This window comes from Acidobacteriota bacterium, from assembly GCA_016713675.1.
In the GTDB taxonomy this organism is placed as follows: domain Bacteria; phylum Acidobacteriota; class Blastocatellia; order Pyrinomonadales; family Pyrinomonadaceae; genus OLB17.
In genome coordinates this window covers 920,751-942,603 of record JADJOS010000001.1, presented here as the reverse complement: position 1 = coordinate 942,603, position 21,853 = coordinate 920,751, and the positions used below count along the sequence as shown (strand labels likewise).

General features: G+C 52.8%; 18 protein-coding genes and 2 tRNA genes. 12 read left to right on the top strand and 8 right to left on the bottom strand.

Features of this window, described 5'->3' with window-relative positions:
- Nucleotides 1-23: 23 nt before the first annotated feature.
- From IPK01_04225 to IPK01_04210, 4 genes are all read right to left on the bottom strand, one after another.
- A tRNA-Sec gene (locus IPK01_04225) sits at nucleotides 24-122 on the bottom strand.
- A gap of 9 nt (nucleotides 123-131) precedes the next feature.
- The gene (locus IPK01_04220; protein MBK7932698.1) at nucleotides 132-1,265 is read right to left on the bottom strand and encodes a M20 family metallopeptidase; all 1,134 of its coding nucleotides are present in this window, start codon (nucleotides 1,263-1,265) and stop codon (nucleotides 132-134) included.
- A 13-nt stretch (nucleotides 1,266-1,278) separates the two neighbouring features.
- Nucleotides 1,279-2,487 carry a S1/P1 nuclease gene (locus tag IPK01_04215; protein MBK7932697.1) on the bottom strand — a complete coding sequence of 403 codons (1,209 nt, stop codon included), beginning with the start codon at nucleotides 2,485-2,487 and terminating at the stop codon, nucleotides 1,279-1,281.
- A gap of 540 nt (nucleotides 2,488-3,027) precedes the next feature.
- Entirely contained in the window at nucleotides 3,028-3,735 is a 708-nt protein-coding gene (locus IPK01_04210) for an SH3 domain-containing protein (GenBank protein MBK7932696.1), read from the bottom strand.
- Between the two features lie 126 nt (nucleotides 3,736-3,861).
- Here IPK01_04210 and IPK01_04205 point away from each other — a divergent pair, with 126 nt between their 5' ends.
- The 5 genes from IPK01_04205 to IPK01_04185 all read left to right on the top strand — a co-directional run bounded on the left by IPK01_04205 (nucleotide 3,862) and on the right by IPK01_04185 (nucleotide 7,127).
- Complete coding sequence (locus IPK01_04205; GenBank protein MBK7932695.1) at nucleotides 3,862-4,416, top strand: SRPBCC family protein; 555 nt, start codon at nucleotides 3,862-3,864, stop codon at nucleotides 4,414-4,416.
- Between the two features lie 20 nt (nucleotides 4,417-4,436).
- Nucleotides 4,437-4,835 (top strand): DoxX family protein, encoded by a 399-nt coding sequence (locus IPK01_04200; GenBank protein ID MBK7932694.1) that lies wholly within the window; start codon nucleotides 4,437-4,439, stop codon nucleotides 4,833-4,835.
- An 8-nt stretch (nucleotides 4,836-4,843) separates the two neighbouring features.
- Nucleotides 4,844-5,212, top strand: a complete 369-nt coding sequence (locus IPK01_04195) for a DoxX family protein (GenBank protein MBK7932693.1) — start codon at nucleotides 4,844-4,846, stop codon at nucleotides 5,210-5,212.
- Entirely contained in the window at nucleotides 5,213-5,572 is a 360-nt protein-coding gene (locus tag IPK01_04190; GenBank protein ID MBK7932692.1) for a DUF1428 domain-containing protein, read from the top strand.
- A 73-nt stretch (nucleotides 5,573-5,645) separates the two neighbouring features.
- On the top strand, nucleotides 5,646-7,127 hold the full coding sequence (locus tag IPK01_04185) for an MATE family efflux transporter (protein ID MBK7932691.1): 1,482 nt from the start codon (nucleotides 5,646-5,648) through the stop codon (nucleotides 7,125-7,127).
- Between the two features lie 193 nt (nucleotides 7,128-7,320).
- On the opposite strand, the gene IPK01_04180 is transcribed toward IPK01_04185, so the two are convergent.
- The 3 genes from IPK01_04180 to IPK01_04170 form a co-directional block, all read right to left on the bottom strand.
- Nucleotides 7,321-9,015 carry a carboxypeptidase regulatory-like domain-containing protein gene (locus IPK01_04180; GenBank protein ID MBK7932690.1) on the bottom strand — a complete coding sequence of 565 codons (1,695 nt, stop codon included), beginning with the start codon at nucleotides 9,013-9,015 and terminating at the stop codon, nucleotides 7,321-7,323.
- Nucleotides 9,016-9,386: 371 nt separating this feature from the next.
- The gene (locus IPK01_04175) at nucleotides 9,387-10,664 is read right to left on the bottom strand and encodes a M61 family metallopeptidase (protein ID MBK7932689.1); all 1,278 of its coding nucleotides are present in this window, start codon (nucleotides 10,662-10,664) and stop codon (nucleotides 9,387-9,389) included.
- A 75-nt stretch (nucleotides 10,665-10,739) separates the two neighbouring features.
- Nucleotides 10,740-11,168, bottom strand: a complete 429-nt coding sequence (locus IPK01_04170; GenBank protein MBK7932688.1) for a hypothetical protein — start codon at nucleotides 11,166-11,168, stop codon at nucleotides 10,740-10,742.
- An 81-nt stretch (nucleotides 11,169-11,249) separates the two neighbouring features.
- On the opposite strand from IPK01_04170, the gene IPK01_04165 reads away from it, so the two are divergent.
- Nucleotides 11,250-12,098 (top strand): DUF3828 domain-containing protein, encoded by an 849-nt coding sequence (locus tag IPK01_04165; GenBank protein MBK7932687.1) that lies wholly within the window; start codon nucleotides 11,250-11,252, stop codon nucleotides 12,096-12,098.
- 50 nt (nucleotides 12,099-12,148) lie between these two features.
- On the opposite strand, the gene guaA is transcribed toward IPK01_04165, so the two are convergent.
- The gene (gene guaA / locus IPK01_04160) at nucleotides 12,149-13,696 is read right to left on the bottom strand and encodes a glutamine-hydrolyzing GMP synthase (GenBank protein MBK7932686.1); all 1,548 of its coding nucleotides are present in this window, start codon (nucleotides 13,694-13,696) and stop codon (nucleotides 12,149-12,151) included.
- Nucleotides 13,697-13,840: 144 nt separating this feature from the next.
- On the opposite strand from guaA, the gene IPK01_04155 reads away from it, so the two are divergent.
- The 6 genes from IPK01_04155 (at nucleotide 13,841) to IPK01_04130 (ending at nucleotide 21,704) form a co-directional block, all read left to right on the top strand.
- Nucleotides 13,841-13,915 (top strand) — tRNA-Asn (locus IPK01_04155).
- 296 nt (nucleotides 13,916-14,211) lie between these two features.
- On the top strand, nucleotides 14,212-15,105 hold the full coding sequence (locus IPK01_04150; GenBank protein ID MBK7932685.1) for a sulfide/dihydroorotate dehydrogenase-like FAD/NAD-binding protein: 894 nt from the start codon (nucleotides 14,212-14,214) through the stop codon (nucleotides 15,103-15,105).
- Between the two features lie 28 nt (nucleotides 15,106-15,133).
- Nucleotides 15,134-16,624 (top strand): NADPH-dependent glutamate synthase, encoded by a 1,491-nt coding sequence (gene gltA / locus IPK01_04145; GenBank protein MBK7932684.1) that lies wholly within the window; start codon nucleotides 15,134-15,136, stop codon nucleotides 16,622-16,624.
- Complete coding sequence (locus tag IPK01_04140) at nucleotides 16,624-18,522, top strand: 2-oxoacid:acceptor oxidoreductase subunit alpha (GenBank protein ID MBK7932683.1); 1,899 nt, start codon at nucleotides 16,624-16,626, stop codon at nucleotides 18,520-18,522. The genes gltA and IPK01_04140 overlap by 1 nt, the downstream gene beginning before the upstream one ends.
- On the top strand, nucleotides 18,519-19,511 hold the full coding sequence (locus tag IPK01_04135; GenBank protein MBK7932682.1) for a 2-oxoglutarate oxidoreductase: 993 nt from the start codon (nucleotides 18,519-18,521) through the stop codon (nucleotides 19,509-19,511). The genes IPK01_04140 and IPK01_04135 overlap by 4 nt, the downstream gene beginning before the upstream one ends.
- A 9-nt stretch (nucleotides 19,512-19,520) precedes the next feature.
- Nucleotides 19,521-21,704: a ferredoxin gene (locus IPK01_04130; protein ID MBK7932681.1), complete on the top strand. Its 2,184-nt coding sequence runs from the start codon at nucleotides 19,521-19,523 to the stop codon at nucleotides 21,702-21,704.
- The last annotated feature ends 149 nt before the right edge of the window (nucleotides 21,705-21,853 follow it).

Here is a 21,853-nt window from a genome sequence, read left to right as displayed (position 1 = left end):
TCATTATTCCCTATTCAATAATTTGGCGGAGGCGTGTGGGAGTCGAACCCACCCAGGCTTACTCTCGCAATCCTGCAAACGGTTTTGAAGACCGCGCCCATCACCGGACAAGTTGCGCCTCCGAATATTCTTTAACTTATCAATAATTGAGTAACCAGCGTCGCACGATTCGCAATATCGCTAACCAAAATATGTTCGTCTAGCCGGTGTGCGCCGGCCCCTGCGATACCTAGGCCATCGAGAACGGGAACGCCGAGAGCTGCTACGAAATTGCCGTCGGAGGCGCCGCCGACCTGTGTTTCGCCAACCTCGTAGCCAAAACTCGCGCCGATCGAGCGTGCATTTTCGAATAACGCTGCGACCTCGGCCGTCCGTTCGAGCGGCGGGCGGTTAATACCGCCGAGCATTTCAAGTGAGACGCGGCCGTCAATGGGTCGAATCGATCGCAACGCCGCATCGACGCGTTCGCCTTCGCTCATCTTGCTGAACCTTACGTCGATCTCGCATTCGGCATGTTCCGGGATGACGTTCGACGTTGTTCCGCCTTTGATCGTACAGACATTGACGGTCGTGCCCAGATCAGCGTTTTGGATCGCGTGTATCTCATCAATATGGCGGGCGAGTTCAGCGACGGCGTTCGCCCCTTTTTCGGGTTCGAGGCCCGCGTGTGCCGGAATGCCGCGAGCCCGCAGCGTGTATTGTCCGGTACCCTTGCGGCCGGACTTTATTCTCCCTTCTGCTGACGGTTCGACGACGAGGCACCGTGCGGCACCTGCCGCTTCGCGTTCGACAAATTCACGGCCCGTGTGGCTGCCGACCTCTTCGTCGCACGAGAGCAGAATTGTGACGGGCGATTTCGGCCGCGTACCATTAACTGCGCAAAAGCGTAGAGCTTCGAACACCAGTACGATGTTCGCCTTCATATCAAAAATTCCGCAGCCGTAAAGCTTGTCGCCCTCGATCCGTGTCGGGTTTTGAAGATATGTCCCTACCGGATGAACGGTGTCAGTATGTCCGAGCAGCAGCGTGTGCTTTCCGCCGCCCGGAAACGCACGAATAACGATATGATCGCCGTCATCGACACTGATCCGCTCGATCGCTACATCAATGCCGGTCGCCAGTGCCTGCCGTTCGACCCAATCGACCACCGCACGGCTCCGCACAGCATCGTGCGAAGGCGATTCGTTATCGACTATCTCGCGTATCGCATCGACAATTACCGACTGGCGTTCGCGATAGTATTGGAGTGTCTCAGTTGGTGTCATTTATGGGTCACGACTAGAGGCTGATGTCCGTCACGTTATTCTCGGCAGCGTATTTACGTGCCTCGGCCTCAGTCTTAAAGGTCTTTACAACGTCGTACTCCTTCATCACCATTTTGCCGTCGATAAAGAAGCTGTACATTGGACGCGATGCGACCTGCGTAGGACATAGGTCCAAAAGTGCGATCTCAAGTGTCTGCTTGACCGAGCTGGTCTTCGTTACCGGATACATGACCTTGCGGATGATCTTGCACGGGATCGTGCTTTCGGCGACGGCCGGCTTGGTACCGAATGCTTCGTTGAACAGATCGCCCATTCGGTAACCGGCGAGAGCCAATCTCTTTTGTCCTATCTCAAATGCTTTTTTCTTGTACTTGTCAGACGGTGATTCAAAGAATTTCAGATCCTTATAAAGCTCGCTCATCGCGATCTCGACACTTTCTCTTGCCCACAGATCAAATTTTCCGCTATTGAGCGAATCTTTTTGCTTATCGTACGGATAGAGCTTGATGATCTCCTGAGCGATCGGATCGAGGTATTCTGCATCAGACTGATCCTTTGTGTTAGGTGAATAACGACCGATGATCGAATCCCAGAACCAATGCAGGTTTTCCTGTTTTTCTCGCGGCGTGCCTTTTGGCGTCAACAAAAAAAGATTGCCTCCTTGGTCGCCCTTCGGATTTGACTCGGTGACCTTGCCCGATGCATGCAGTGGTTGATGAATGTCGCCGATCAGGTGCTCGAGCCACGCAATGGCGATGGCCTTTTCTGAGTCCGCAGCTCCGGACCGAATAAGTGCGTCAAATTCGGTGATCTTCTTGAGAGCATTTCCGTTTGGCTCCATTTCGTCGATAAAGACCGACTTACCGCCTTCCCATTTCCAAAACAGATTGACATAGTGCCAGTCGCCTTGGTGATATTTCTTGTTGCGAACTTCGAACGCCCGATCGCGCACGATATCTGGCCAATAGGCCATCAGCATAAAGAACTCACGACGCTGCGATTCTTGGGAACGAAGCCCCCGACCGGAATAGTAAGCCGCGATATTGGAATCTTCAGGAGCGGCTTGCAATATTTTGACAACCTTTTCGCGAACCTCCGGCGTCATCCGCTGCCATGCGATATAAGCGGTTATCTTATGACCGGCCTCGTCCCAACCAAATGCCGGGATCGAAATACATCCTATAAGTGCGAATAAAACTGCGAGACGCGTCACGATTTTCATTTTTTTAATACTCCTGAATCTTTTGGGAAGATTCTAACGAATTAAGGGGATAAGAGAAAGTGAGGGATTTCGCAAAAAAATCGATAAACCTTTTTCGAAAACTTTTCATCATAGATTGTGCAAAAGCTTTTCGCTTATTCGTTCTTATATGTGGAGAGGCCGCAAAAAGAAATCATGCGGCGGAAAGTGAAAAAATATGCAAGGGATTTTGCAACAAATTGGGACACGCGAGCGTGTAACAAAAAGAACGCAAGATGCGTTTGGGACAAAGATCGGAATTTTTGGTAAACTATTTGGTTGCTGGCACAAGGAATTGAGCCGCCCGTTTAGTGATAAGCAAGTTTCTTATCGTGCATGCACAAGCTGTGGAGCACGAAGAAAGTTTGACACGTCAAGCTTTACGACATCGGGGACGTTTTACTATCCCCCTTCGGTGCAGCTTCGACCGTAACAGAGGCACATTCATAATACCCTGTCTATTATACCTACCAGACAAACCTACCGGGGATGAGCTTCCAAAAAAGCCCATCCCCTTTCACTTTAGTAAACCAAATAAGCGTCAAAGACCCAGCCTGTATAACCGTTATAACTAGCCTGGCACCATCGTCCGCTGCGGCTGACCGGACGAACAACCGGCCCGCAGCCGCCGATAGAGACGGTCGCTCCGTGTGGAATCTTCAGTATCCTTGCACCGGCCTCACTGTTCGGCAGCGAACGAAGCGCTAAAAAGCCGTCGCCCGGAGAATTTACCGTGGCGGACGTACGCGTCGTCGATGGGCTGGGCATTACGAGCGGCGGCGTTGCGGAGGCCTTATTCGCATTTTTTTGCTCGTTTAACCGTTTTTCGAGATTGGCGATCTGGTCGCGTAGTTCGTTCGTATTATCAGGAGTCGATGTTGACGAAGGCGTTGGAGTCCCCTTAGTATTCGCGACAGGCTCAGCGGTCCGGGAATCCTTATTAAAGTAGATCAAAGCGGCCGCACCGCCGACCGCAATGACAGCCATCGCACCCAACAACCCAACAACAAGCACGATCTTCATCGTGTTAGAACCCGTTTCTGCCGGCGGCTGTTTGACGTAGCTCGGTGGCGGGGCCGTTTGCGGTATATCGACCCGCATCGGATCGCTGCGGCCTGACCTTACAAAGGTCACCTCTTCGGCGATCTCGCTGAGCGGCGTCCCGTCGGCTAGGCAGAACAATAGTGTTTCATCAGTGTATGTTGTTTGACATGTCGGGCATTGTTTCACTACGGCTATTTATAATCGGTTTTTTTTTCGATAGCAACCTCGGGTGATAACCAATTACTCGCCGCTCCGTATAAGTTTGGAACCAAAGCCGAAATAGTTTAAATTCGCACGAGCAGGAGATTAATTATGATCAAGAAAGTCATTTTGGCCGCACTTGCAGGTATTGCACTCGCAATTGCCGCTTTTTGTGTCGTGGTCGCATTGCAGCCGGAGGATTTTAAGATCGAGCGCTCGGCCACGATCAATGCCGCTCCGGGAAGAGTATTTGAGCAGGTGAACGATTTCCGTAAATGGGAAGACTGGTCGCCATGGGCCAAGCTTGATCCGGAGATGAAACCCACTTACGCAGGACCGGCATCTGGTGTTGGTTCGTCATATTCATGGGTCGGTAACGATGATGTTGGCGAAGGCAAGATGACCATCACACAGAGCCATCCAAACGAACATATCGCCATCGAACTCGAATTTATCAAGCCGTTTGCTGCCAAGAATCTGACCGAGTTTGTGCTTAAACCCGAAGGCTCCGCCACGAACGTCACCTGGACGATGACCGGAAAGAACAATTACGTGATGAAAGCATTTAGCCTGGTCATGAACATGGACAAGCTCGTCGGAGCCGATTTTGAAAAGGGCCTCGCGCAGATGAAGATTGTCGTCGAAGGTCCGAAACAGCCGCTTTAGATTCGAAGGAAGCCAATAATATGACAGACAACGAAAACACAACATCGGTCTCAAAGGGCGCAAAGATCACCGGCTGGGTGATCTCGATCCTTCCCGCACTTTTGCTTTTCATGAGTGCGAGTTTCAAATTTATGCCTGCGACCAAGGAGTTTAATGAAGGGCTCGAACATATGGGCTGGACACCGGATGTGATATTCAAGATCGGGATCGTCGAAGTCGCCTGTACACTCCTTTATCTGATACCGCGAACGTCCGTTATCGGTGCCATATTGCTCACAGGCTATATGGGCGGAGCGATCGCGACGCATGTCAGGGTCGGCGATCCGTTTTGGACACAGATCCTCGTCGGAGTGTTCGTATGGCTCGGCCTGTGGCTGCGCGAACCGAGGCTCAAGGCGCTGCTGCCGCTGCGAAGCTAGGGAACGCAATGAAGATCGCTTATTGGATCGTTACCGGGCTCTTGGCCGTGTTTCTCGTTATCACCGGCATCGCCGATGTGATCAAATTACCCGAGGCCGCGGCCGTTTTTTCCCATCTTGGATATCCTGAGTACCTGATGCCTTTCATCGGTGCAGCAAAGCTCTTGGCTGCGGCCGCGATCGTGTTTCCAAGGTTTCCCGCACTCAAAGAATGGGCCTACGCCGGGCTTGTATTTGACATCATCGGGGCGTTCTATTCACACATCCTTGTCGGTGATCCGGTAGTCAATTGGGTTATCCCTTGTGCAGCACTTTGCGTTGTCTTTGTTTCTTATTTTCTGTATCACAAGACAAAACAAAGCGAAGGGGATAGTTAGATGTCAAAGTACGCAGACGTTTATTTGGTGCCGATACTCGAGGAAAATATTCCGGCTTACAAAAAGCTGGCTACCGCCGTTGGAAAGATCTTTATGATGCACGGAGCTCTGCGCTACCGTGAATATATAGGCTCGGATCTTGATATTCTGGACGTCGTCCCATTCCCAAAAAAGATCAAATTGAAGGAAGGTGAAACGCTTGTCTATGCTTCTGTCGAATTTAGGTCTGAAGCTCATCGGAACAAGGTCATGAAGGCAATTTTCGCAGATCCTGCAATGACAGGATTCGCTAATGCCGAGGAGTTATTCGACTGCAAACGAATGGTTTACGGCGGGTTTAAGATATTGGTCGACCTTTAGGCCGATCATCGTTCGCTGGTATATTCGCTTTCGGCGTGAATATTGTAATCTGTAAATTAAATTCAAACGCCAAATGAGCGAAACCGCAGCATTAGATCCGGAAGAAATATTGGACCAGGCCGACCTCAAAGCGGCCGTGCCTGCTGGCCCGGATGCAAAGAAAAAATCAAAATTCGATCCTTCCATCACCGAAGGACCGCTCACACGTGCCGTCTGGAAGATCGCTTGGCCTGCAGTCCTCACGAATCTAGTCAGCGGCGCTCAGGGCTGGGTCGATCAGATACTGGTCGGCAACCTCATCGGCTATCAGGCAAACGCCGCGATCGGCGTCGGATTTCAGATATTCCTCGTCGTCATCGTATTTGTGTCGTCGATATTTATCGGCATGAGCGTGCTTGTTGCCCGATTTGCCGGTGCCCGCGACTCTGAAAAAGTAAATCGAACGGTCTATCAGGGTTTTCTTACAGCTGCGTTCATGTCGCTCGGCATCCTCGCCCCGATCGGTTATTTTGCCGCCCCGCATTTACTTGGGTTTGTAACTTCGGACCCGGACGTTATGACAGAGGCCTTGCCGTTCTTGCGCATAATGTTCACTTGTAGTTTCGGGATGCTGATCTATTTCATGCTCAGCGGTTCTCTGCGTTCTGCGGGCGACGCCCGAACCCCAATGGTGCTTGGCGTGACGATGAACGTGCTGAACGTCATTTTCAACGTCATCCTTATTCGCGGCCTTGGTCCGATCCCGGCATTCGGGACGGCCGGTTCTGCAATGGGAACTTGTCTCGCGTCGGGGCCTGTCGGGGTCTATTCGCTCTACAAACTTTGGAACGGTTCCTGGGTCGTTTCGTTTCCAAGATCAGGTTACGCGCCCAATTGGAAAGTGATCCGTCAGCTCTTCAAATTTGGGTTGCCGGCCGGGATACAGGGCATCGCAATGAACGTCGGCGGCGTGATAATGGCGGCCTTTATGGGTTCGCTAGCCATGGGCAAAGCGACGCAGGCCGTATATGCCGTCGCATATAGTCAGTTGTTTCTGCTTGTCACCTGGTCGTCAAACGCTTTGATGGGAGCTTCGGCATCGGTCGCCGGGCAGAATATGGGAGCAGGTAAACCTGACCGTGCGGTTGCAGCAGTGCGTACGGCGGCGAGTTTCGGCCTCGCGGGAGCGGTCGTAGTTGGTCTGTTCTTTTTCTTTATACCGCAGCAACTGTTGGCGATCTTCGGCATGACCGACCCGGAAGTTGTCGCGATCGGGACCGAACTGCTCCGTGTGCTTAGTATCTCAGGCCTATTCATCTCGATGGCACTCGCCTACACCGGCGGCCTCCAGGGCACCGGCGACACAAAAAGCCCGCTCTTTATCTCGATCATCTCGCAGGTATTATTACCCGTTGGTATTTGCTTCGTGATACAGCGACTGATCGGCCTCGAGCCGATACACATCTGGCTTGCCATCCTAGCCGGACACTTTACGCGGTTCCTGCTTAGTATCATCAGATTTAACCAACAACGCTGGCGCTCGATCAAAGTCGATATTGATACAACGCAAGCGTGACCGCGGTCTTGTGGTCCGCGAGGGCGGTGAGAACGATTGGTCGTCGCAGTTGCTGATGGACATGACATTCCAAGGCCTTTGACAGTTCTGGAATCTGACTAAAATAGAAAGCCGGCCCATTTTTGGGGCCGGCTTTTGTCAATTAATCAGATCAAATTACCGCTATTCCGTTGGAGCGGCTTCGAACCAAAGATCATGGATTATCGATGCCAAAAAAGTTGAGATCGTTAATACTGTCATTGACGTCAAAGATCATCGATGGCGGGTCAAAGTAATAGCCCTTTGTCGAAATGGTCATCACATAAGTACGTCCCGTTGGAATATCGTCGAATCGGTAATAGCCCAACGAACTTGTCATTACCCTATATTTCTCCGAACCACCACCCGACGGTGTCAGCTCCAGAACAACACGAGGTAATCCGATGCCCGGTTTATTCGTCACACGGCCGTCGATCGACGCGAATGCCGATGTGGGGCTTAGAGTATTGACGAACGTGCAGGTTACCGACTCGCCCTCTTCGAGAAAGATCTCAACATTCTGGTTTGGAACGGAAATTACATTGTTGTTCGTTCCATCACCGCCCTTTGGATCGCTGGTGCAGTTGATCGCCGATGCACGCATTGCGTTGTTCGGCAGTTCAGTTATCGTAACCGTATGGCCTGGGCCAAACCGGATCAGATTTGCAAAGCTCACCATGTAGTCGGTATCGGTTCCAATTCCATTGTCATTTAGCGAGAAATTCGAAACATCAGGTCCTACGGCGGTGAAGTTGAAGAATATTACCGAATCCGGCTGCGAATCCTTGATGATCTTGATGTCGCCGGGATAGTAGACCGCATCGGTCGAAAGGCCGCGATCCTGGTTGCCTCCGCTGCCGTCGAGGTCGAGCAGACGCATATGAAACGGCGAGCCGCTAATAGCTACCGCTGAATTTCCGACGCCCCAGTCGGCTCTGGTCGCGATATGACCGCCCCAGGCAAGGACCGGGTTCGGGACCGTCGTTGTAAATTTGATCGTGATGGAAGTGTGGCTCGTTGTTGTGTAATCGTGCAGGAGTGTGTATTCGGAAGTCGTGAGCAATGTTCCGCCATACAGCCTGAATTCTCCGCCGACCTGGCTGATGTCATTTCCGCTAAGTCCCGCAATTACATTCGGATCCGGTGGAATGGCTAACTCCGAGAATGCAGTTTTAGAACAGTTGGCAATGCCGTAGCATGGATCTGCTGCCACTTCGGTGCGATCGACCGTCGTAAGATAGTCGATGGCATGCTTTCCGCCCTCGGTGGTATCCCATTGAATGGTGACGTTATGTTCTATCGCTGTATCCAGACCACTAAAAACGATGCGATAAGGTACCGAGTCGCCTTCAAGATAGTGGGCCTGTGAGCCATTTAAATTTCCGTTTACCCAATTATCAGCGGAGCAGTCCTTGGGATCATCGATCGAGCCGTTACGGCACTGATCTAGGTTTCCGGACGCTGCTTCGGGTCTGGGCAGTGTCGAAAACTGTTTCTCAACAAAGCGATTTGATGCGGTGCCGACCGCTCGTACAAGCAGAGATGGTTCGGCGACGACGCCCTGCCAAACTGCCGTAAACGCACCGTTTTGGTCGGCGATCGCGGTCCAGCGAGCTAAGACGACATCAAATGGCAGTTTATTCGGCGTCGAAACAATGAAGAGGTCGACCATCTCGAACGGACGAAAGCCCGTGGCGTCAAAAAGGGCGACGCCAAGTGTGTCAACATTTACAATGATATTTGAATTAACGAACGGATCGGCTTTGATGGGTAAGGTCCGAGCGTTGTTCTGAGCAACGACCATGGTGATTCCGGCAAGCACTAATATACCGATCCCTAATAGATTCCTAGGAAAAAGATCCTTTTTCATAACTACCTCCTGCTGAAACCCCACGGGGCATCAGAACTTATAATTCGTTTGTAAACCGATCACGAGACTCGCCGTAATTCTCAATGAAGACCATTGCCGTAGCGTTGGTCGTTGTCAAAGATCTGAATACAAACACTTACGCTAATCGTAGGCGCAAATTACGTGCCATTTAATAGTGAAGTCAGCTCAGGAAAATCGCCTATTTTCGATGTTTGGAAAAAGGAAAAGGCTCGGGCGCGAATTTTTTCGGGGTGAGTGTGGAGTGGTTAACGGTTTAAAAATTGTTGTGCAGCAAAACTCTCTCGATCCAACAAAGAAGGCGGCTCCGCCGATAAACGGAGCCGCTGTTGGAAAGATATGGCCGATCAAGTTTATCGCTTCAGCCAGCCGTCGCGGAGCTTGGTCTGCTGAGCCGTAGCGTCAGTCATTTCGACAAGATTGAACGCGACATATTCGCGCGAGCCGACCTTCATTGGTACGTCGGATTCAACGCCGTCGCGAATGATAGTAAGTTTGATCTCACGCCCTGCGAATGTGCCGAATGGGGCTTCGAATGGAGAAACGCCATTCATCTTTGTGATAACGTCTCCGACCTTTAATCCTGCGTTGGCGGCCGAACCGCCGGTTTCGACGCCGTTGATGGTCAGGCCGCCGTTACGCGGGCGGACCGAGAAACCAAAATCGGGCGTCGCATCGGTCTTTCGCACGAGCGTAAGCCCGGCGTATCCGAAGATGCGGTCGTAATCGGGCACGTCGGTCCCAAAAACGTAGCGGTCGAAAAAGTCGTTGTAGTCCTTTTTCGTTAGCCGATTTACAATTCCGATCAGATCGGCGGTCGAAAACCCTTTGCCTTTCGCGTAATGTTCGTTGAGGAGAGCACGCATTACATCATCTAGGTCGTATTGGTCGTGGCTGTCATGGCGGATCGAGAGATCCAAAAGGGCAGCGAGATTTTGCCCCTGTGTGTAGTATGAGATGCCGAACGCAGTCGGTGTGTCGTAGCCGGCCCAAGTCGAAACGGACGAGTTTGCGGGGGAGATGTATTTGCGAGCCTCGCTATTTTCGATACCGGCAGCGGCATCCGCAACGCGGGCCAAGAAGTTCTCTTTCGAAGTAACTCCGGCGCGATAGGTAGCGACAACGCCGTAGTAATTTGTGAAACCCTCGGAAAACCACAGGAGCGGCGTTTCGTTTTCACGCGAATAATCATACGGCCACATTTCGGCAGGTCGGATTCGCTTGACGTTCCATGTATGGAAAAATTCATGCGAGCCTGTGCCGATGATACCTTCGGGTGTCGAACGTTCACCGGCCGGAGCAAAAGCAACGTAAGAATTCTGGTGTTCAAGGGCACCGCTCGCGTTTGATTGTGCTGGCATGAAGAAATAGAAAGCGATGTATTTGTCGTACGGCAATCCGCCAAAGATCGCGCTCTGTGCCTTGATGGTAGAACCGAGCATCTCGGTGAATTTCTTCGATTTTTCGCCATTGAAGACTCCGGCCGGAGCTGCCGCGAAAAAGTGCGGTTTGCCTTCGACCTCAAATTGGGTAACGTCGAATTTGCCCATTAATGCAGGGGCGTCCACTAACGTATCGAAATCAGCAGCAATGAAAACGGTCGGGTCGGCGGTGTCTTTGAGCGCGGACATTAACTTCCAGCCCGTAGGAATATGGAATTTGACGGTGCTCGGGTCGGTGCGGTGGCCAAGCGGTTCGAGGAAAAGTTAGATGCCGGTAAAGAACGCGAAATCAGTCGCAATTTTCGCTTGATTTAGCCCAAGCACAGTGGCGCTGTAATCATAATCGACTCGGATCTGTTTGATTCCGCGTGTGTCGAGACGCCAGGTCTGTTTTCGCGTCATCCTAAGCGGCAGAACCTTGCCGTTTACGTCGGTTATGCGGAACCGCAGCACATTCTTAAAGTAATTTTCGACCGTGTACCAACCGGGCGTCCAAGTAGGCAAGGCTAGTTCGAGTGTCGGCTGGTTAATATTTTTGATGTCGGTTGTAATGTGAAATTCCTGTTTCGCGACGTCGGTGAGCGAAACCGTGTAGTTGATGTCGAGCTTGCCTTTTTGGGCAACTGCTCCTTGAGTGAAGGTAAATACTACGAGAAGGAGGACAGGCGAAATGAATTGTTTGATTTTACACATAATTCGTCGGTGACCGAATAGATTATTACTGATTGAAGTTTTAGTTTGTTTCATTATTACATAGGATTGAGTCAGGTGATTATGCGATCAAAAACACAGTTTCTTCGGGTCCTTCTGGCAACGGCCGCATTTGCAGCATCGGCATGTAACTTTTCGTTTTCGACATCAGGAAACAACACCAATGTAAATTCGGGAGCCGAATTCAACGCGGCGGCGGCGTCAGGCACGCCGACCGCTGCCTCGGGTGAATCGCAAAGTGCCACTGCCGAGGCGTTGGTTGCCGACCTTTACAAAGCCCATGACGGTAAAAAGAGCCCGTTCTTTCAGACAAAAGACCGGGCGTTAGTGGACAAATACTTTGCAAAACCGCTGGCTGATCTGATTTGGAAAGACGCTAACAACTCGAGCGGCGAGGTCGGTGCGATCGACGGTGACCCGCTCTACAACGCGCAGGATACGGAGATCAAGAACTTCGTAATCGGCCGTGCTGAGGTAAAAAATGACACTGCCGGCATTCCCGTCACTTTTACGAATTTCGGTCAAAAGGTGACCATCACCTATGCTCTAAAACAGGTGGACGGCTCGTGGAAGATCGAAAACATTGCTTACGGCAGCGGCGACAGCCTGATGAAATGGCTAAGAGAAACATATACCGATAAACCCAAAACCGTAGCATCATCAGGCGAATTTGAGGGCCGGTATATTGTCGGCGATACAAGCTGCACGGTCAAACCGGTCAAGATGGCGTTCGAGGTCCGTTGGGCCAAAGGCAGCGGCGTCGAGATGTTCGCATTTACTGAAGGCAACACATTCGAATCCGCGCCCGACCAACCAGATTCGAATTCATTTGTTTTTGACGACGAAAATTATAATAAAGGCACGTTTTATCGAGCGGACGGAAGATCCTTCGCGGTGAAACGTGCGAAATAGCGGACTACGCCACTTAATTTGGAATGCGAATCAGAAATGGCAAGCATTTCTTACTCCCATTCGATCGTGCTCGGCGGTTTGGAGGAGATGTCATAGACCACGCGGTTTACACCCCGGACTTCGGACGTAATTCTTGACGAAACGGCGGCGAGGAAATCATGCGGCAACCTTGCCCAGTCGGCGGTCATGCCGTCGGTCGATGTGACTGCTCTTAGCGCCACTGTCCTTTCATAGGTGCGAAAATCCCCCATAACGCCGACGGATTGGATCGGGAGCAAAACCGCAAATGCCTGCCACACATCGCCGTAAATGCCGAAATTGTGGAGTTCCTCGATAAATATTTTGTCCGCTTTTTGCAGGAGTTCGACCTTTTCGGGCGTGATGTCGCCTAGAATACGGACCCCGAGGCCCGGGCCGGGGAACGGATGACGTTCGAGGATCATCTCGGGGATTCCGAGGTCGCGGCCGATGAGTCTTACCTCATCTTTGAATAATTCTCTCAAGGGTTCGATGAGCTTGAGATCCATCTTTTCCGGCAGGCCACCGACATTGTGGTGTGATTTGATCGTTACGGACGAGCCGCGAAGTGAGACTGATTCGATCACGTCCGGATAAAGTGTGCCCTGGACGAGCCATTTTGCATTGCCGATCTTGTCAGCCTCGGATTGAAACACGTCAATGAATTTACTGCCGATCGCTTTGCGTTTCAGTTCGGGATCATCAACGTCCTTTAATACCGCGTAAAAATCTTCGCTCGCATCGACGCCGCGAACGTTGAGATGAAGGTTGTTTTGGTATGCCTCAAGAGTTTCTTCAAATTCATTCGCTCTCAGCAGCCCATTGTTGACAAAAATGCATGTCTGCCGGTCGCCGATAGCTTCGTGAACGAGTGCGGCCGCGACCGTCGAATCAACGCCGCCGGACAATCCGCATACAACATTTCCAGTCGGGCCAACGATGTCGCGGATCTTTTCTACTTCTTCTTTGATGAACTGTGCGGGCGTCCAATCACCTCTACATCCGCAGACGTTGAATAAAAAATTGCGGAGTATCTCTTTACCCAACGGCGTATGCGATACCTCAGGATGAAACTGAACGCAGTAAATTCCGCGATCTGGGTTTTCGATCGCTGTGACAACGTCGCCTGTCGTTGCCGTAGTAGTAAATCCCGAAGGCAGCACTGTGACGTGGTCGCCGTGGCTCATCCAGACGTCGAGTTCGAACGGCAACTCGTTGAACAGCGCCGTTACACCGCTAAGAACCTTGAGCTTTGCGCGGCCGTATTCGCGCCGCGCCGCCGGCTCACTCGAACCGCCGAGATCAACCGCGACAAGCTGCATTCCATAGCAGATCCCGAGGATCGGGGCTTTTATCTTTTCGTAAAAACCATTTTCGAGGCGTGGAGCGTCAATATCGGTCACACTTGAAGGCCCGCCGGACAATATTACCCCCATCGGCTGTTTCGCCTCTATCTTTTCAGCCGGAAGGTAAAACGGGTGTATCTCGCAATAAACGCCCTGCTCACGCACACGCCGGGCAATAAGCTGCGTATACTGCGAGCCAAAATCGAGGATTATGATAGTTTCGTGATGCAAAATTTGGGTTCTCCCGTCCGGTTGATGTCTTTGACGAAACGCTAATTATACTTTGGCCGTCGCTAACGACAAAGTGAGAGTAAATTCGCTTGACAATCGCGGGCTAAATTTCTACTCTTTAAGTTCGCCTGATAAGGCGCGCCACATTCCGCAGTAGCTCAATGGCAGAGCATTCGGCTGTTAACCGAAGGGTTGTAAGTTCGAGTCTTACCTGCGGAGCCAATTTAATCAAAATGAAACGGGCGTCGAATATTGACGCCCGTTTCTTTGATTGTCGGCCGTGCCTAGTGACCAACGCGATACAGGTTTTTGTTCGCAGTGGGCAAAATTTCGCACTTGTCCCGCCAATTCTCCAAAGTATTCCACGGTTGGCCACACGATCATCCTGTGCAACCCTCAAAATTGCCCGAAAATACAGGCCAATATCCCTATTCCTCTTTGGCACGTTGGTTGCCAAGTAAAATCTTCGTTGACTCTGTTTATTCTCAGCGAGTACGACATGGAGCACAAGGAACAAGGTGAACGACACATTAATCAACCGATTCGAAATTGTCAGACGTGAGGATTTCTCCGACGTCACCTATTTGCTAGAGGTTTACCATCCGATGATGTCCAAAGCTGCCGAACCCGGCCAGTTTGTCATCGTGATGTCGCATGCTGCTGGCGAGCGCATTCCATTGACCATCGCTGATTTCGATCGGGATAAAGGAACGATCACCCTTGTAATACAGGCGGTCGGCAAGACTACCCTTGAGATGCAGCAGACCTGTCAAGTAGGAACGTCGCTGTACGGCATGGCCGGACCGATGGGAATTCCGAGCCATCTAAGCAACGCCAAAAAGGTCGTTTGTGTCGGCGGCGGCCTCGGCGTCGCACCCGTTTTCCCGCAAGCACGTGCATGGAAAGAAAGTGGAGCCTATGTCGTTGGGGTACTCGGCTTCAGGAACAGGGGCCTTGTGTTTTGGGAGGACAAGTTTCATGCGATCTGCGATGAATTGATCATCTGCACGGACGACGGCTCGGCCGGGATCAAGGGATTTGTGACCGACGGCATCAAACTGGCACTCGAAAAGCACCCCGACATCGAGGAAGTTGTCGCGATCGGCCCGCCGGTGATGATGAAGGCAAGTGCCGAAGCCACACGGCCATCTGGCGTGAAAACAATGGTGAGCCTCAACCCGATCATGGTCGACGGAACCGGAATGTGCGGCGGTTGCCGCGTGAAGGTCGGCGAAGTCGTCAAGTTCGCGTGCGTTGACGGTCCCGATTTCGATGGGCATCAAGTCGATTTCGACGACCTTATGGTGCGGTTGAGGCGTTACAAAGAGGAAGAGAAGGCGGCGACCGAGCGTTGGTCGGAATCGTGCCGAATGCGGAACGTCGGCGGAGAGGGGATCGCCCTTCCGGAATAGGAATTATTAGGCACGGAGTTGGGTCCAAATGGCGAAGAAGCGGACAATACGAAGCATTCCACAGGAACGGACGCCGGTCCGTGAACTCGACCCGGTCGTTCGGGCAACGAATTTCGAAGAGGTGAACTGCGGCTACACGGAACCCGAGGCCATTCTCGAATCGACACGCTGCCTTTTCTGCCCCGATCCGAAATGTATCGACGGCTGTCCTGTAAACATAAACATTCCGGGATTCATACAGAGGATCGGCGAGAAGGATTTTCGAGGTGCATATGACGTCATCACCGGCACAAACCTGCTCCCGGCGGTTTGCGGCCGTGTGTGCCCCCAGGAAAACCAGTGCGAAGGCGTCTGCGTTGTCGGCGAGAACCTCGTTCCGGTCGCTATCGGCCGTTTGGAACGATTCGTCGGTGATCTCGCGATACAAAATCGCTGGGTAAATCTTCCATACATAGAACAAACTGTGTTCAAGATCGGAATCGTCGGTTCCGGCCCGGCCGGAATGGCTTGCGCCGCTGACATGGCGAAGGCCGGCTGCCAAGTGACGGTCTTTGAGGCGTTTCACGAGCCGGGCGGGGTACTTCGCTATGGCATTCCTGATTTTCGGCTGCCGAACACAGTTGTCGATGCCGAGATCGAGAAATTAGAACAACTCGGCGTTAAATTCGAATGCAATACGCTTGTCGGGCGGCTTTTCACGATCGAGCAGATGATCAAGGAACTCGGTTTCCATGCTGTATTCATCGGCACCGGTGCCGGATATCCGACAATGCTCGGAATTCCCGGTGATTCGCTCAACGGCGTGCTGTCGGCAAACGAGCTATTGACACGCTGCAACCTAATGAAGGCCCGCGAGTTTCCGAAAGTCGACACGCCGCTGCCGCTAGGCAAGCATGTCGTCGTCGTCGGAGCGGGAAACACCGCGATGGACGCACTTCGAGTCAGCAAACGGCTCGGGGCCGAGAACGTTACCTGCGTTTATCGGCGATCGAAGGCCGAAGCTCCGGCGCGCGCCGAGGAAGTTCATCACGCAGAACAAGAGGGGATCGAATTTCACTGGCTGAGCAATCCGGTCGAGATCCTCGATGACGGGGAAGGCTCAGTTTGCGCAATGCGATGCATCCGGATGGAACTCGGAGAGCCGGACGACTCGGGACGAAGACGTCCGGTTGCCGTTCCGGGAAGTGAATTTGAGATAGAGACCGATCAGGTTGTTTTCGCGATCGGCACTAACGCCAATCCGATCATCGGCCAGACCTCGAAATTGAAGCTCAATAAATGGGGCTACATCGAAACCAATGACGATCTAATGACCTCAATGGCGGGCGTTTTCGCCGGCGGCGACATTGTTACCGGTGCGGCAACTGTGATCGAAGCGATGGGAGCCGGTCGCAAGGCGGCACGCGGCATGAAAGGTTACTTGGGAATTCGCGATGTCGGGCGTGCGGAACGGACGAACACGCTGTTCGGAATTGACGTCCGCGAACACAATTTTGCACGAGTAAGGGCGGTACGCTAATGCAATTAGGTGACAATATAAAACCGAACGTATCGGCCACAAACGGCAATCACGTAAATCGTGTGTCTGCCAGGCTTAAGGAACACATCGTTGAGATCATAAGTGACTCGGGCGAGGGAGCACAAAAATGCGGCCAGTCATTCGGCTCGATCGTCGCCCAAATGGGTCACGGTGTTTGGACGGTCGAGATCATTCCGGCCGAGATCCGCCCGCCAGCGCGCAGCGTTGCGGGAGCGAGCGGCAACCGCATCCGTATTGGCGAAAAGCGAGTGACCAACGGCGGCAACGAGACAGACCTCGTCGTCGCGTTCAACGAGCAGGTCTTGCTCGGCCGTGTTCGGTCAAATGAGTTAAAACCGGGCTGTACCATCCTGCTCGAGTCGATGTGGCGTGATGATCAAAATCCGAGCATCAAAAATTCGTACATTGAGACATACGACCAGCTTGTGGCAGCCGGATATCGTGTCTACGAGATTCCCATGGAAGAGGAGTGCCATAAGCACGTCACCGATTCCCGCAGGGGCAAGAACATGTTCGCCCTTGGCATGCTATGCAGTTCGTACAGCCTCGACCTGCAGATCGCCCGCAATCAGGTCGCACTTACATTCGGCAAAAAATCAGCAGCGGTCATCAACACAAATATCGAACTGCTCGAGGCGGGCTTTGCATGGGCCGAGGCCAATTTGGACTTTAGATACGAGATACCGTCTTCCAAAACGACCGAACCTCAAATAGTCGTCAACGGAAACACCGCTCTTGCGCTCGGCGTGCTCGCATCGGGTATGGAGATCTGTGCGATGTACCCGATAACGCCCGCAACTTCAGCTTCGCATTACTTAAGCGACGCGTTCGAAAAGGTAGGCGGCATTGTCCATCAGGCTGAGGACGAGATCGCAGCTTGTGCATTTGCGATCGGTGCCTCATATGCCGGAAAATGCACGGTCACGATCACTTCCGGACCCGGTTACTCTCTAAAGCAAGAGGCGATCGGATTGGCAGTCATGGGCGAGATACCGTTGGTCGTTGTCAATGTAATGCGCGGCGGGCCAAGTACAGGACAGCCGACCAAGACGGAGCAGGGCGACCTGATGACAACGATCTTTGGCAGCCACGGCGACGCTCCTAAGGTGGTGATAGCTCCGGGAACGATCGAGGAATGTTTCTACTCGGTTATTACGGCCCGCAAGATCGCCGAGACGTTCAATATGGTCGTCGTGATCCTTTCGGATGCAAACCTGGCAACTTCTCAGCAGCCATTCACACGCCCAACGTTCGACGAGGCGTGGATGGCACCCCCGATCGACCAGAGTGCCGTTCCGGCTGGTGCAAAACCGTACGACTGGGATCCGAAGACTGGGCTCGCACGCCGCTTTATTCCCGGACAGCCGGGCGGAATGCACACGCTGACCGGCCTTGCTCATGACGTAAACAGCCACGTCGCATACGACCCAGAGATCAATCAACAGGGAATGCGGGCAAGGAGCTTGAAGCTTGCCGCCCTTCAGAAGACGCTTATGCCGCCGACCGTCTTTGGCGACCCGACTGGGGATCTTCTGGTGATCGGTTGGGGAAGTACGAAAGGTGCGATCGAAGAGGCTGTCGAGGAATTTCGCGAAGAGGGAAAACGGGTTTCGTCGCTTCACTTAACGTTTATTCAACCGATGCCGCCAGGGATAAAAGAGATACTCGCCGGATTCAAGAAGATAATCACGATCGAAAACAACTGGAGCGACGATCCCAATGACGAGATCATCGATGAGACAAATCGGCGATACTCCGCACTCGCGATGCTGCTGCGGTCACGATATCTCTTTGACATAGATTGCTGGAGCGAGTGCCGCGGTACTCCGCTCAAACCGAACACGGTCCGCCGCGTGATACTGGAGGCACTTTCATGAAAGCTGCGACTCAAACCATCAGTGCAAGCGAGTGCTTGCTCCGAATGTATGATGAACACCATGAGATTGAGGACTACCAGAAAGGTGTTCCTCGCTGGTGTACCGGCTGCGGCGACAACGCGATCCTGACCGCCGTTCAGCGGCTGTGCCGGGATGAAGGGCTGCTGCCGGAAAAGACGGTGTTCGTGTCTGGTATTGGCTGTTCGAGCCGTCTGCCGCATTACATGAATACATACGGCTTTCACGGTATCCACGGCCGTGCGTTGCCGGTCGCTGAAGGCATCAAACTCGCACGTCCGGAACTCGACGTTTTTGTGAATACCGGCGACGGAGACTGCTGCAGCATCGGTGCGGCGCATTGGATACACGCGATCCGCTACAACATGGACCTGACCATGATGCTCCATGACAACCAGATCTATGGCTTGACGAAAAAACAGGCCTCGCCAACCTCACCGATCGGAACCAAAAGCAACACGACGCCTCGCGGATCGTACCTAGAGGCATTGAATCCGCTGACTGTCACACTCGGAATTTCGAATGTCTCATTCGTCGCTCAAGTCGTTGATTGGATACCTGAGGTGCTCTATCAGGTTGTCTCGTCAGCGTTTCATCATAAGGGCTTTTCATTCATACGTATCGTACAGCGTTGCCCGGAGTGGCTTCCAAAACAGATGGATCCGTGGATGCACGATCCGCAACGCATCCTTCTGCTACATCACGAGAACGGCCTCGAGATCAGTCCGTCCCTTGCGAAGGTCTACACGAAAATGGAAGAGCACGACCCCGCAAACATGAACCGTGCCCGCGAAATCGCATCGAGCGATGATCCGATTCCGGTCGGTATTCTTTATCGTGATGACGATATTCCGTGCTACGAGGACGTTCGGCATGATCCGCGGCTCAGAACGGCTGAAATGGTCAAAAATGGACTAAACGCTGAGTTAGACAAATTCACTGTCTGGCCGGAGGGAGCAACACACGTTTAGATAAAGAAGATGCAAGCGAATTTCCAAGATCAGATCGCATTCTATCTTACGGGCCGCCGTGAAGGGTCGAAATTGCAGCCGCTTGATGGCTCATACCGGCCTGCTCTTTTCGCCCGAGTCAGTGACCTCGCTTCGTTGAGGTATGACCTCCCATTGATACTCAACGTCAACGGAACTCCTGACCGGGCTGTCTTATCCCTCAGCCATCTCATCGATGATGCGGTCGAGTCGTTGGGCGAAAGCGCCGATCGTGACCGCATTGCCCGCCACGGTTACAAATTAGAACTGGAATTGCGAAAGGGATCGACTACGAACGGCTCGGGCGACTTCGGGAAGCTGTGGAACGATGCGGCCGCACGACTTTCGAACAATGCCGATCCGTCGATGGAAGATTCAGCCAAAAAGTTATGGTCACATTTTGACGCAGCCGGAACGTTGGTCGATGCAGATGCAGAATTTCCGTCACGCGTCGTATATCATGCGTGGAACGCGGTCCAGGAGACCAAAGCAAAGCGGTTTCGGGAGAAGGCGGAGCGGCTAATGCTAAGGCTCCGCGACATTCTCGACGCCGAAACCGTCGGCTCGGCCGCCGGGCGTGCGCCTGACCGGCTTAGAGCGGGCGTCGGAACGTCATTTGGGACAACCTTCGATTTTAATGCGATGTCGCGGATTTTAGTGGAAGGAAAGCCGGGTTTTGAGCTTTCGGGAGAACGACGCACAAGGATCAAGGGCCTTATCGAAGTGTTGGAAAGACAACGATTCTATCCGGTCGGAAAGAACGTTGATGAGCCTTACTCCTTTGCGTTTTTTAAGTGTTGTGATGCACTCGACGCGTACCAGGAGAGGCACGATGAAGCCGTGGAATTGCTGAGAACACTTGCGATTGCCGACCTCGAGACAAAGGGCGAGTATCGCGAATCGGTACACGACGTTCTCTTTGACGGTTTCGGTGCTAACGGCCTCGATGCTGAAGAGCTTGCTGAACTGCCCGACTATCTCGTCTGCACGGATGCCGGAACGCTTGATGCTGTCGATACGGCAAAGATGGTCGAGCTTCTCGCTGCGGGATTGCCGATCAAGGTGCTTGTCCGCACGGATGATGTTCTTGAACCGTCAAAGGTCGCCGAAGGCCACGTTGCACTGGGCCTGCGGGCCCGCCAGATCGTAGACACCGCTATCGGTTTGACGGACGTTTTCGTATATCAGTCCGGTGCATCGCATCTCTTTTCGATGCGTGAATCGATGATCCGTGCTCTGTCGTACGAAGGGCCGGCTCTGTTCAGTGTATTTTCGGGTGCGACCGGCCACAACGCAGATGTGCCGCCTTATTTGGTGGCGGCCGCAGCGATGGAATCGCGTGTATTTCCGGCTATGGTCTATGACCCGTCGGCCGGATCCGACTGGGCGACGCGGCTCGCGGTCAGTGAAAATCCGAGTCTTGACGATGATTGGCCGGTCCACAATTTTGCATTCGAAGACGAAACTCTGCAGGCGGGATCAGAGACCCTCGCGTTCACACTCGCGGACTTCATGTCTATGGACGACCGGTTCTTCGGGCACTTCGCAATAGTTCCGACAGACGAAAGCATCGACGTTCTGATCCCGGTTCCAAAGGCTTTAGAGACCGTGGTTGCCAGTATGCCAAACGAGATACCGGTCGTCATGCTCGTTGACTCAGACGGCTGCGTGCGGCGGGCGATAGTTGATGATCGGTTGCTGCGCGAAACGCGGCGATGCCTTACAATGTGGCACAGTCTGCAGGAACTCGGCGGGATCCATAATTCGCATGCGAAACGACTTTTAGCCAAAGAGCTAAAGTCACGGTTGGCAGAGACGACTGTGCAGCCGCAGACGGCCGAGGCTCCGCAGGCCGAAGCCGCTGCCGCATCGGAACCCGTAGCCGCCGTTGCCGCAACGAACGTCGAACCCGTCGCCGAGAAACACGGCGACGATCCGTACATCGAGTCAACTCGCTGCACGACCTGTAACGAATGCACGAACCTTAATCCGCGAATGTTCGCTTACAACGCCGAGAAGCAAGCGTATATCGCCGATCCCGACGCCGGCACTTACCGCCAGTTAGTCGAAGCCGCCGAGGGATGCCAAGTCTCGATAATTCACCCCGGAAAGCCCCGCAATCTAAAGGAGCCGGGCATAGAAGATCTGATCAGACGAGCCGCCGAATTTAACTAAGAGCTGGGCTGGAAGGCAGCTGGGTTCGAATAAATCTTGGCACGTTGATATGCTGTCGGTTTCCTGTTCCACTATTTTGTGCCGTACCAAATATTTTTACCTACGTGGTGGCGAGAATCGCGGCGACCAAGTGTATATTGCTAGTGTTA